The sequence below is a fragment of the Corynebacterium sp. HMSC05C01 genome (assembly GCF_001807155.1).
Lineage (GTDB): Bacteria > Actinomycetota > Actinomycetes > Mycobacteriales > Mycobacteriaceae > Corynebacterium > Corynebacterium coyleae.
In genome coordinates this window covers 1-11,659 of record NZ_KV787927.1, presented here as the reverse complement: position 1 = coordinate 11,659, position 11,659 = coordinate 1, and the positions used below count along the sequence as shown (strand labels likewise).

Sequence of the window (11,659 nt, the reverse complement as noted above, 5' to 3'; positions counted from 1 at the left end):
TTCACCGTCCACCGGAATCATGACACCCCATTGCGCAGCAGAAACGCCAGTAAAAGCACCGCACCACTGCACCGTAAAACTGCACAAGTGATTCGCAGCAAATTGGCGTGTGAAATGGTTGAAAAAATAACCCCGCAGCGTATGCGGGGTTCATCCACGATTACAATTGCAACCGGGCTCACACTGCTATCGGAGGGTTAACTCCCCCTGCAACGCGTTCACAACGTCACGGGGAAGTACAGCTAGCGTGGGAGACGGGAATGTCACCACCACCACTATTCGGAGGTAAAACCATGACCCGCATCGCCATCATCGTCGGCAGCACCCGCCCCAACCGCCTGGCACCCCAGGTCGCCGAATGGGTGCACGAGCACGCGCAGCAGCACGGCGGCGCCGAGTTCGAGCTCGTGGACATCGCCCGACCAGAACCTGCCCCTGCTGGATGAGCCCATGCCCCGGCCATGGGCCAGTACTCGAAGGATCACACCAAGGCCTGGGCCGAGAAGATCGCCTCCTACGACGGCTTCGTCTTCGTCACCCCGGAGTACAACCACTCCGTGCCCGCCGCACTGAAGAACGCCGTGGACCTCCTGTACGCGGAGTGGAACAACAAGGCCATCGGCTTCGTCAGCTACGGCAGCGCCGGCGGCACCCGCTCCGTGGAGGCGTGGCGGCTGATCGCCGCGGAACTGCAGATGGCCGACGTCCGCGCCCAGGTGTTCCTGCCCTTCAGCTCCGACTTCGAGGACATGTCGAAGTTCACCCCGACCGAAGGCGCCACCGGCGCTCTCACCGATGTGTTCAACCAGGTCACCGCCTGGTCGGAGGCGCTCAAGACGCTGCGCGGCTGACCGGTAGTTGGTCTGAACCAGGCCGAACGCGGCGAGAAACCTGTGGTTTCCCGCCGCGTTGTCGTTCGTTGCTCGCCTCAATGCCGAGCCGTTCGAGTTCTTCCGGATTGCCCCGCATCTCCCGGACCACCTCGGGCGTGCGGCTCTCAGTCGAGGATCTCCTCCACTGCCCGTAAACCGCTTGTCCGTCAGGTCGGGGTCGTCCTCGAAGGGGACCGGGGTTCCACCCGGTGGATTCTGCCCGGCCACTCCCCGACCGCGGGTCCCGCTCCACGGATGGACGCATCCAGGGTGGCGGTCAGGTAGCTGAAGTTCGCCGATTCCCCCTCGCACAGATCAGTTCTGGTGCCGTGGGAAAAGGGGTCTCTCCCCTGGCCCGGGACGGTGCCGGTTCGGCTGTCATACGCATCTTCGCCTGAATTGGACCCACCACGGCAATCCGCTGCACGACAGGCCCGGTGAGCCCTTGTTCCCCGTACCTCGCTCAGCTCGTCAGAGTCCCCTCCACTAGGCTCGGGGCACATGACAACTCGACCGAATTCCCTCCGGCACTGGGAGTACTTCGTCGCCGTGGCCGAGGAGGGCAGCGTCACCGGTGCCGCGGAGCGGCTGAGGCTGACCCAGTCCCCCGTGTCCCAGGGGCTGAAACGTCTGGAGTCGAATCTCGGCCTCGACCTGATCCGCCGCTCCGCCACCGGTGCCACCCTCACCGAGGCCGGCCGGTCCCTGCTCCCGCAGGCCCGGATTCTGGTCCGGGACGCCACGGAACTGCAGAGCATGGCCCACGCCATCACCGACGCCGGGGCCGAGGTACGCGTGGGGCTGGCCCCCTCGGTGCCGCCGGGCATCGCCTTCGACCTCACCTCCGCGTTGCGGGACGTCGGCCGGGTCAGTGTGCACACGGCCGAGGTGTCGCAGCTGGTCACCCGGGTGGGCGAGGGCCGTCTGGACTGTGCCGTCATCGAGGACCCGGCGCCGACGGGTGAGTTGTCTCGCGGGCAGCTGCACGAGGTTCCCCGGCTGCTCGCCGGGCCCGCCGAAAAGCCCGCGACCTGGGCGGCGTTGCGGGGACACACCCTGCTGGACAACACCGCCGCCGTCAGCCCGGCGGCCGCCGGACGCCTGGCCGACGCCTTCTTCACCATCGGCTTGCACCCGGAGACCGAGCTGTGGCCGGACCGGACGGCCCTGGCCGCGCGGCTCGGTGCCGGAGGCGCGATGGTGCTGCTCACCCCCGATCAACTCGGGGGCCTGCCCGCGTTCCCGATGCCGACGGCCTTCCACCTGCGGCTGCGGTGTGTGGTGCCGCCGCAACGGGGCGGGGCCGTCGGAAAGCGGGATCTGCGCGACGTCGTGGACCGTGCCCTGCGGCGCTCCCTCGGGCGTCTGGGAGAGACCGGATGACCAGGAGCCTGCGGGCCCGGATCGGCACCGAATTGGTCGCCGCGGGCTGTGACGGTTGGTGCTGGGCGCACCCGGTCGGCGAAGAGGCGGCCGGCGTCGGGGTCGGCGCCGACAGTCAGACCAGCATCTCGTCGATGTACAAGGTCCACCTCCTGGCCGCCTTCTGCCTAGCCGTGGACCGCGGGCTGCTGAATCCGCTCGACGCGGTGACGCTCAGCACGGATGACGGCCCGGTCGGGACCCCGGGAGTGGGGCTGTTCGCCGATCCCGTGACGATGAGCCTGCGGGATCTGGTGCGTCAGATGGTGGTGCTCTCCGACAGCATCGCCGCCCGGGTGCTGCAGCGGCGTCTCCCACCGGGCCTGGTCGGGGAGGTCGTCTCCCTGGCGAATCTCGAGGACACCACGATCGTCGCCCCGGGCACCACCGAGTCCGAACTCCCGGCCCTTCCAGAGGACGGCTCCGCGGCCAGCGAGGCGATCCGGCTGCTGGTCTCCTACCCCCGGGTCCACCAGGATCCGGCCACCTACCGCTCGGTGAGCACCCCACGCCAGCTGTGCCGCCTGCTGGACTGGATCTGGACGGGCCCGGATCTCACCGGGGTCTCCCGTGCCTTCGCCCGGACCGTGCTCGGGCAGCAGGTGTGGGGCCACCGGATCCCCTCCGGCTTCCCCGCCGGGGGCGTGCGCTTCCACGGCAAGACCGGGACGATCGGCCCCGTGCGCGGCGAGGTTTCCGTGGTGGCCGTCGACGAGGAGGCACCCATCGTCGTCGCCGTGATCACCCGTTCAGCCCGCAGCGGCCCGAACCTCGCGGCCGCGGACGCCGCGATCGGCCGCATCGCCCGGTTACTCGTCGATGAACTGCGCATGTCGCGCTGAGATTTCCCACCGGAGAACACCCCGCCGAGCAGGCGATATTCGTCTCCCGACTGGCCGGAAGTCGTGCGGGAACGTGGTAGCGGTGAGCCCGTGGGCCTAATCTCATCCGGCATGACCACCCGCACCACTGTCCGTGTCTCCGCCCTGCTCGCCGCTACGGCGCTCGCGCTCTCCTCCTGCACCGTGCCCTGGTTCCGGGACGCGGTGGACGAGTTCGTCGCCGCCTTCAACGCCGGTGACGACGCCGGTGCCGCCACACTCAGCGACGATCCCGCCCGGGCCGCAGCCGACCTGGAGCAGCTGCGCGCGGGCATCGGCGGGACCAGCGTGGAACTGGACGCCGGCGGCGAGGAGGACGGCGCCACCGAGATCACCGCCACCTGGACCGTCCCGAATGGCGATGAGTTCACCACCACCGGGACGATCACCCTCTCCGAACAGGACAGCGACCTCATCACCTGGGACAAGCGGATCTTCTCCACGGAGCTGAACGGGGACAGCCGCTTCCTCTACTCCGACGACAAGACCTTCACTCTGCCGGTGACCGACCGCAACGGCACCGACATCCTGTCCTGGACACCTGTCACCGTCGTCTCCGCGGGCCCGGAGCTGATCCCGCGGGCCGGGGAGATCGCCGCCGCCGTCCGCCCGGTCGTGCCGACCTCCACCGCCGAATCCGTCACCGCCCAGATCGAGTCCGGGGACGGCTCCCCGGTGGGGCTGTTCACCCTCCGAGAGCGGGACTTCGCCGTGATAGGGGACGCCCTGCGGGCGATCAAGGGACTGGACCTGCGGGAGGAGGGCCGCATGCTCGGCCCCACCCGGGACACTGCCTCCCCGGTGGACGGCGGCCTGCGCGACTACTGGTCGGAGAAGATCACGGCCGACGCCGGCTGGACCCTCCAGGCCACCTCCCCCACCGGCACGACCATCCTGGGGCAGGTGGAACCGGAGGAGAGCGAACCCGTGCGCACCACGATGGACCTCGGGGTGCAGACGGCCGCGAAGCGGGCCCTGGAGCCGATCGAGCAGCCCGCGGCGATCGTCGCCCTCAGCGCCTCCACCGGCGGGGTTATCGCCGTCGCGCAGAACGACGCCGCCGACGCCCTCGGCCCCGTCTCGCTGAGCGGGCTGTACCCGCCCGGCTCCACCTTCAAGACGGTGACCACCGCCGCCGCCCTCGAACGCGGCACCGTGGTACCCGACTCCACCGTCGCCTGCCCCGCCACCGCGGAGATCGACGGCCGCGTCATCCCCAACGACGGCAACTTCGCCCTCGGGGACGTCTCCATGACGCAGGCCTTCGCCCAGTCCTGCAACACCACCCAGGGTTTCATCTCCCAGGATCTGGAGCCGGACGACATGAGGAACACGGCGGCGCGCCTCGGGCTGGGCGTGGACTTCACCGCGCCCGGCATGACCACGGTGACCGGCTCCGTCCCCGTCACCGAGCCCGGCGCGGCCCGGGTGGAGGCCGCCATCGGCCAGGGCGAGGTCCTCTCCTCCCCCTTCGGGCTGGCCGTCATGGAGGCCTCCCTGGGCAACAACGGCCGGATGGTGCTGCCGACCCTGATCCAGGGTGAGGAGACCACCGCCGACCAGGACCCCGAGCCGCTCGACCCGGCGACAGTGCGGGCCCTGCGCGCGATGATGGCGGAGACGGTGGACTCCGGGACCGCCGCCAGCCTGAGCGACATCGACGGTCTCGGCGGCAAGACCGGGACCGCGGAGGTCGGGGGCAACCGGCCCGCCCACGGCTGGTTCGCCGGCATCAAGGGTGACCTGGCGTTCTGCACCTTCGTCGCCGGGGCGGAGTCCTCGGGACCGGCGGTGGCGGCCACGGGCCGTTTCCTGCGCGATGACGCGATGTCGGAGTGGCGCTGAGCGGACCCCATCACCCGGGCCGACGCTCACGTCGATCCCCCAAAAGTAGTATTAGTGCAGGTCAGCCCCATTCAGGGGGCGGAAGAGGACGTTCCGGACAAAAGTCCGCGATACCTCGGGTGGTCACGTCAACTTCTGCGTTAAAAAATGAGGAGTCGTTCACTGTCGGTCAACATATTCGAGAAGGTAACCCGGTGTTTTCACGGGAAGCCGACTGACATGTGGTGAAGATCCAAGGAAAGTGACCATTGACCAGGCAAATTAGTAGTTGTTGATGTCACAATTTGCCTGCTCGAAGGGATCACCTTCAGGGTGAAGACTACCAGCTTCCATGTCGGTACCCCGCTCCTGCTCAACTGTGCTCGAACGCCGGACTCATGTTATTGGCCGCCACCGCCGACGCCGTCAAAGTCGCCGATGCCATCGACGTGGAACTGGCCGAGTGACAGAACCCGAACCTGCTGCACACCATGACCGCACTAGCCCTGGCACTGGCCCTCAGCGGGGACGACGCAGGCGATGTTGATCTCCTGGGCCCGTTGGTGGCCACCGGCCTGGTCGACCAGGTGCCGTCGCACTCCACGGTGCACCGCCGCCGCAAGGAACTCGCCGACCACGACGACGAAGCTGCCGGTGCCGGCACAACCGCGGTGCTGGCCGGCATGAAAACAGCCCGTACCGCGGACTGGACCGCCTGCGGTGCCCGCAACCCCGCCGCCGCGGCCAGCACCGATGCTCCGTTGGTTCTGGACCTGGACGCCACGGAAATCCTCGCCCACTCAGACAAGGAAAAAGCGGCCCCGACCTGGAAGAAGCACTACGGGTTCCACCCGCTGTGCGCGATCATCGACCACGGCGACGGGCTGACCGGTGAACCCGCAGCCGTCCTGCTGCGTCCGGACAACGTCGGCTCGAATACCGCCGACGACCACAAGGACGTCCTCGACCAGGCCTTGGCCGCGATCCCCAACCGCGTCGATGGTCAGGAGTGGGGGAAGCGTTTGCTGATACGCACGGATTCCGCCGGCGGATCCCAGGCCTTTCTGAGACACCTCAACCAACAAGGCCTGGCGTATTCGGTGGGGTTGCCGGTGACCTGGCAGATCGGCGACATCGCCTCCACGCTCGGCGAGGGCATCAAACAAGGCATCATCCGCGCGGGCGGTACGGTCAGCGACACCACGGACGCTTATGTCGCAGACATCACTTCCCGGATGCGATCCTGGGCCGGGGAACCACTGGGCATTAACCTCGACAAATACCCCACAGATATGCGGATTATCATCCGAAGCCCTGACGATGGCCTGGAAGGTACGAGGAGACCTGAATGGGGCGATTTTCCACTCGGATCACGGCAGTGTTTATACCTCTGAGCAGTACCGGAGGTTGTGTGAGCAGTTCGGCGTCACCCAGTCGATGGGAGCGATCGGGACGAGTGCGGATAACTCGTTGGCGGAGTCGTTCAACGCGTCACTGAAGCGGGAAGTCCTTCAGGATGAGCCTGTTTTTCCAAGTCAGCTGGTGTGCCGCCGGGATGTGTTTCGGTGGTGCACCCGGTACAACACGAAACGTTTGCACTCATGGTCCGGCTACCGCTCGCCGAATGCCTTTGAAGCCGCCTGATTAGCTGCACTGACTATCATGATCACCGCCTCCGCGGAACCGCACGGCGGGGCCGTCGACCCACTGCGGGCTGTCCCATTCGTCGAACGCGAGCAGAGCCCCGACACCGCACCGCTGCGTGCGCGCCCAATTGCGACCATTGATTCCGCTGCCCCACACCGAAGCAGTTTCACGGTCGCAAGCGTCGTGCTCGTCGCCGCCCTTGCTGTCGCAGTGGGCGCTTTTCGACGGATACTCCTCCAGGGCCGACCCCGGCATCGCTCCATTCACCACGGCTAAAACTCGCCGCGAAGGTAGTGCACCGAGACCAGATTGACTGGCGTCGCAGCGCTATCAGTAGGTCGCGGTCAGCGCTGCCTCGCGTGTGAGGGCCGGGCCTTCGGGCAGGAGACTGAGGATGCTCCACGGAACGGTGTCCACGTGCAGTGCGCCGACGACGTCGAGGTTGTCCCTGGTATCCACCAGATGGCGCTGACCTGAAGCGGACACGACGTGGTAGCCGGCACCGGTGTCGACGCCGACAGCACCGGAGGCTAACCCGACGAAATGGGTCGCGGGGCTGTCACCGGACAGCTCGACCGATCCTGCGGTCAAGACATCCGAATCTGGGGCAACGAGTGCAACAGAGCCTGACTCCGTCACGCACACGGCCGATCCTTGTGGATCAACCCACTCCGGCGCTTTCTCCGGAACGGCGATATCTAGCGGGACTTGGGCATCCGGATACGCGGCAATCTGGGAGGGGGAAGAGGTTGAGGTGGGTGCGGCGGCGTCGATAAGCAACTGCTTCTGTAATTCCGAAACGGGCTGAATGCCGCCATGCTGTGTGACAGCCCATGCTTCGTCGGTGCCGTCGGCGAGCAACAGGCGCGGCAATGGGTGTGGCAGGCGGACCGGCGGAAGTTCGCGGATCGCGGACAGCACCGGCGCACTGATGTCTGCGCGGACGACCCGCGCGTCGATGCCCAGGGCGCGTCGGATCAGCCTGCCCTGTGCATCGCTGTCTGGCGGGAGTTTTGCGCGCCCCTCATTGGTGAGCATCCACTCGTTGCCGCCCTGAGTAACCGCGACAGCCTGCCCGTCGGCAAGCTGCTGCACCGGTTCCCCGGCGACAACCGTGACACGCTCCTCCCCCTCGCACGCCGACCACGCAGCATCCACCGCATCACCCGGCGCGAACATCGCCGGCGCCGTGGCGATACCCAACGGCACACCGCGCGGCATCTCGGTGAGTCGCTCCTCCCCCACGCGCTGCGGCTCCTCCGCACTGCCTGCGATCAGTCGCGCCGACGTCAGGTTCGTCACCGGGTGCACTACCTCCCCGACCCGCACGTACATCGCCCCGTCATTGGCCCGCAGAATCGCCGCCGCGCCCGGATCCGGATTCGGCCGCAACCACGCGAACAGCCCCGATCCCGCCGCGATGAGCGCCACCGCGACCATCCCGAAGATCGCCGAACGACGCCGTGCCGCCAATGGATCATGAATCATCCGGATATCCCCGTAAATGAGCCCGTGCTCCACGCGCCGGCGCATGAAACGGTGCCCCGAAACCTGCGAACGCGTCGTCGGCAACAGCCTGCGCGCCTGCTTTGTCTCCCCCGAAACGGCATGAGTGTGCTGAGCCATGTGGACGCCCCCGTCGATTAGCAATGGCTTCTTTAAACGACGCTAAGCGCATGCGGGGCGGGCTTCAACCCGAAAATGCGCACTGAAGTGCGCAACGCTATTCGACGCCCGCGGCCGCCAGCTCCTCACTCGTCGGAGTCAGCTCAGGCAGCTCGGTGGAGCCGCCGTTGGCGACGGCGTCGCGCTGGAGTTCCTTGATCTCAGCTGGGGTGAGCTGCGCGTTGACGGCGAAGATGGTCACGCGACCGCGCTGGTAGACGGGCGTGACGCCGGGGGTGGTCCACAGGGCCTTGTCCACCTGCCAGTTTTTGGGCCCGGGCCAGAAGGTGTTGCCGGAGGAGACGATGAAGCGGACGCCCAGGTCGGCGGCGGCGTCGTCGGCGGGCGATTTCTCGTTCGGTCGGCCGCGTTCACCGGCGCCGAGTTGGCCGGCGCGGTCGGCGAGCAGGTTCGAGTCGACGCCCAGGCCGCCGTTGGGCCACAGGTAGTGGCGGGCGACTGTGGGCACGCCGTCGATGGCGTAGGCCCAGGAATACCCGTCGGTGGATTCGCCCATGACTAAGCCCTCGTGAGCCTCCGGGCGGGAGGCGAGCCAGGCGTAGGCCGTGAGCTGGTCGTCGTCGACCATGCGGTCGTTGAGGCGGGAGGCGTCGAAGGACATCTTCGCGCCGTCGACGGCGACGGTGGACGCCCAGGCGCCGGTGCCCCACCCGACGAGAACCGCGAGGATAGCGGAGGCAATCGACGTGCCCCACACCCACGGGCGGGTGCCGTAGCGGGCAGCGACGGGAGCGAGCGTGAACACGCGGATGATCATCGCGGCGCCGACAGCGGCACCGGCGATGACGGTCAGCGCCACGACCGTGATGATGCGGTGCGCGGAGTTGTAGTGCGGGGACCCGAGCAGGGTCAAAAGCGGTTCCCACAGTCCGTCGAACGGGTGCAGCGCATGCGCCGCGCTGGCCGTCATGAGCCCGTAGAAGACGGGCGCCCACACCTGCCCGCGCCAGACCACCATGGCGATCGCGCCGAAGCCGGCGAGCCACAGCAGGATGGTCGGGTCGAAGTCGGGGAAGAACTCGCCCACGTGGCGGGTGCTCATCTTGAACGCCTTCTCCCAGGCCTCCCCTGAAGTGACATTCTCGCTGGCGTCCCAGGTGTTCACCTCTTCGGCCTGAGTCTGGCCGGCGATGAGCTGCGGGAGGAACGCCACCGTCGCGCCGAGCGCCGGAATGGCCAGCCACAGGACATCGCTAACACGCGAGCGGTCCGGGCGCCACACCAGGTAGGTCAGCCAGTACAGCAGCACGGCGAGCACCACGACGAGCACCGCGGACGGGTGGACCTGCATCATGCCTAAGAACGCGAACAGCGTCGGCAGGGCCAGCGCGCGGTAGCGCGGCACCTGGTGGAACAACGCGATGACGATGCCGGACAGTCCGATCGCCACGATGTAGGGGCGCATGCCCACGAAATCCGGGATCCACACCAGCACCGGCGAGGCGTACACCGCGATGGCGGCCAGTCCCGCGGCGATCTGCGCGACCATGCCGCGGCCGCGCGCCATCGCCCACGCCAGACCAGCGGCGCCGGCGGTCAGGGCGAGACTCGGCAGCACGATCGACGCGAGGTTCACGGCTTCCACGGGGGCGAGGTCGCCCGCGCTGGCAAACAGCGCCGTCGCCGCGTGGAAAGCGGAAGGATAGAAAAGATCGATGTGCGTTTCGGGGTTCTGCAGCTCGCCCATCCGCGTGGGCGAGGCAATGCCTTCCTCCATGATGGAGCGCACCGCATTGACGTGCCACTGGATGTCCCAACCCTGGACAATATTGTCCAGCTGGCCGGGCACCTTCGACTGGAGTTCGAGCTGCTTGGCGATCAGCATCCACGCGCCAGCCACGACGCCGGCGCCGGGCAGCACCCACGACGGGTCGGCGATACTGCCGCGCCGCCAGTCGCCCGGCCACAGGGCACGCACCCAATTCTTCGCCGCGCGTTTTCTCGCCCGCCGCGCGAACGCGTAGCGCCACCCGGCCGCCAGACACAGCATGAGCACTAAGAAAACGATGAACGACGGCCACCCGAAGCGGATTCCCATCGCGCCGTACATCCAGCTGCCCAACCCGACGATGCCGAAGGTCGCGGGCAGCGACGACGCGGCCGCAGCGGGCAGTTTCGCGCCCGCGACCCACGCGAAGATCAGCCCCGGCAATGTGAATACAGCGATGGCCAACCACACGGCACCGACTGCATCCATGCGCTACCTCCCGGGGGCGACTCGTTCGGACAATTCCTGCCCAAGCAGTCTATTCCGTCGCCCGGGAAGACTCGGAGTGCACCTCCGAAGCGTCGCGCCGGTCGCGCGTCACTGCAGCGCGAGCTGCGAGTTCGTTATCTGCCGGGTAGTCGACGCCGAGGAGGGTCAACCCATTTGCGGGTGCCAAACTCACCGCGGCAGAGCGTTCCTTCTCCCCCAGCAAAGCCGCGGCCCACTCACCGTCGCGCTTGCCGGAGCCGACGTCGAGACACGTGGCCACCAGCGCGCGGACCATGTGCCAGCAGAACGCGTCGGCGACGATGACCGCCTCGTAGAGCTCGGGTTCCTCACCGGTGGACACGTCGCGCCACTCGAACGAGCGGACCTCCCGGATCGTGGTGGCGTGCGGCCGCGCTTTGCAGAACGCCGCGAAGTCGTGCAGCCCGACCACGGCATTCGCGAATTCTTGCGCCGCGTCCAGGTCCACCTTCTTCGGCCACACCGCGGTGTCCCTCACGCGCAGGGGCAGCGCGCCGCCGTCCGCGGTGGTCACCCGGTAGCGGTAGGTGCGCGTCAACGCCGAGAAACGCGCGTCGAAGCCGTCGGGCGCGGCGGACACTGCCGAAACGCGCACGTCGGGATCAAGCAATTTCGCTAATCGACGCACCAACCTCCCCGGATCCCCCTCAATCGACCTCTGGTCCAGTGACGACACCGGAATATCCGCATGCGCCACCTGCCCGGCGGCGTGGACTCCCGCGTCCGTCCGGCCGGCCACCGTCAGCTCCACCGGGTAGCGCAGGATCAGGCTCAGCGCGTCCTCCAGCACGCCCTGCACCGTGCGGAGCTCTTCCCCACCGGCAGGTTTCTGGCGCGCCCAACCGTGGAAGTCCGTGCCGTCGTAAGCGACATCGAACCGCAGGCGCACCATCTCTTCCGGATCGTCCGCACGGTCACCTACAACGTCGAAATCACTTTTTCCTGCGCCCATGCCCCCAACCATAAATGGCGCCACTAGATGCGTTTGAAATCGCTTCACAAAACCCCAGGTCGTATCGTTCCCTGCGGGGTTTCGTAGTTAGAACGGTACTTCTTCGCCCTCAGCGCCAGCCAGGGCGGCGTTCGCCGCC

8 protein-coding genes and 2 pseudogenes are annotated in these 11,659 nt (G+C 67.5%); 7 read left to right on the top strand and 3 right to left on the bottom strand.

Annotated features, from left to right (window positions below; all coding sequences use genetic code 11):
- From HMPREF3145_RS11900 to HMPREF3145_RS11735, 7 genes and pseudogenes are all read left to right on the top strand, one after another.
- Nucleotides 1-201 (top strand): hypothetical protein (locus tag HMPREF3145_RS11900; RefSeq protein WP_210384118.1); only part of this gene is annotated, 201 nt, incomplete at its 5' end.
- Between the two features lie 59 nt (nucleotides 202-260).
- Nucleotides 261-851: pseudogene (locus HMPREF3145_RS00295) on the top strand (NADPH-dependent FMN reductase).
- A 522-nt stretch (nucleotides 852-1,373) separates the two neighbouring features.
- On the top strand, nucleotides 1,374-2,255 hold the full coding sequence (locus HMPREF3145_RS00290) for a LysR family transcriptional regulator (protein WP_070421285.1): 882 nt from the start codon (nucleotides 1,374-1,376) through the stop codon (nucleotides 2,253-2,255).
- Entirely contained in the window at nucleotides 2,252-3,136 is an 885-nt protein-coding gene (locus HMPREF3145_RS00285; RefSeq protein ID WP_070421284.1) for a serine hydrolase, read from the top strand. The genes HMPREF3145_RS00290 and HMPREF3145_RS00285 overlap by 4 nt, the downstream gene beginning before the upstream one ends.
- Nucleotides 3,137-3,247: 111 nt before the next feature.
- Nucleotides 3,248-5,020: a penicillin-binding transpeptidase domain-containing protein gene (locus HMPREF3145_RS00280; protein WP_070421283.1), complete on the top strand. Its 1,773-nt coding sequence runs from the start codon at nucleotides 3,248-3,250 to the stop codon at nucleotides 5,018-5,020.
- A gap of 470 nt (nucleotides 5,021-5,490) precedes the next feature.
- Nucleotides 5,491-6,393: a transposase gene (locus HMPREF3145_RS00275; protein ID WP_070421282.1), complete on the top strand. Its 903-nt coding sequence runs from the start codon at nucleotides 5,491-5,493 to the stop codon at nucleotides 6,391-6,393.
- Nucleotides 6,299-6,643: pseudogene (locus HMPREF3145_RS11735) on the top strand (integrase core domain-containing protein); the annotation flags it as partial. The gene HMPREF3145_RS00275 and the pseudogene HMPREF3145_RS11735, both read left to right, overlap by 95 nt.
- A gap of 333 nt (nucleotides 6,644-6,976) precedes the next feature.
- On the opposite strand, the gene eccB reads toward HMPREF3145_RS11735, so the two are convergent.
- The 3 genes from eccB to truA all read right to left on the bottom strand — a co-directional run bounded on the left by eccB (nucleotide 6,977) and on the right by truA (nucleotide 11,460).
- On the bottom strand, nucleotides 6,977-8,272 hold the full coding sequence (eccB, locus tag HMPREF3145_RS00265) for a type VII secretion protein EccB (protein WP_070421280.1): 1,296 nt from the start codon (nucleotides 8,270-8,272) through the stop codon (nucleotides 6,977-6,979).
- Between the two features lie 97 nt (nucleotides 8,273-8,369).
- Nucleotides 8,370-10,529, bottom strand: a complete 2,160-nt coding sequence (locus HMPREF3145_RS00260; protein WP_070421279.1) for a DUF6541 family protein — start codon at nucleotides 10,527-10,529, stop codon at nucleotides 8,370-8,372.
- A 49-nt stretch (nucleotides 10,530-10,578) separates the two neighbouring features.
- A complete protein-coding gene (truA, locus tag HMPREF3145_RS00255; RefSeq protein ID WP_083279290.1) occupies nucleotides 10,579-11,460 on the bottom strand; it encodes a tRNA pseudouridine(38-40) synthase TruA in 882 nt (293 codons plus the stop codon).
- Nucleotides 11,461-11,659 lie beyond the last annotated feature (199 nt).

What these genes read in the sequence shown, in the direction of transcription:
- truA (WP_083279290.1), bottom strand. Translation starts at nt 11,460, where the DNA reads ATGGTGCGCCTGCGGTTCGATGTCGCTTACGACGGCACGGACTTCCAC.
- HMPREF3145_RS00280 (WP_070421283.1), top strand. Translation starts at nt 3,248, where the DNA reads ATGACCACCCGCACCACTGTCCGTGTCTCCGCCCTGCTCGCCGCTACG.
- eccB (WP_070421280.1), bottom strand. Translation starts at nt 8,272, where the DNA reads ATGGCTCAGCACACTCATGCCGTTTCGGGGGAGACAAAGCAGGCGCGC.
- HMPREF3145_RS00260 (WP_070421279.1), bottom strand. Translation starts at nt 10,529, where the DNA reads ATGGATGCAGTCGGTGCCGTGTGGTTGGCCATCGCTGTATTCACATTG.
- HMPREF3145_RS00285 (WP_070421284.1), top strand. Translation starts at nt 2,252, where the DNA reads ATGACCAGGAGCCTGCGGGCCCGGATCGGCACCGAATTGGTCGCCGCG.
- HMPREF3145_RS00275 (WP_070421282.1), top strand. Translation starts at nt 5,491, where the DNA reads ATGACCGCACTAGCCCTGGCACTGGCCCTCAGCGGGGACGACGCAGGC.
- HMPREF3145_RS00290 (WP_070421285.1), top strand. Translation starts at nt 1,374, where the DNA reads ATGACAACTCGACCGAATTCCCTCCGGCACTGGGAGTACTTCGTCGCC.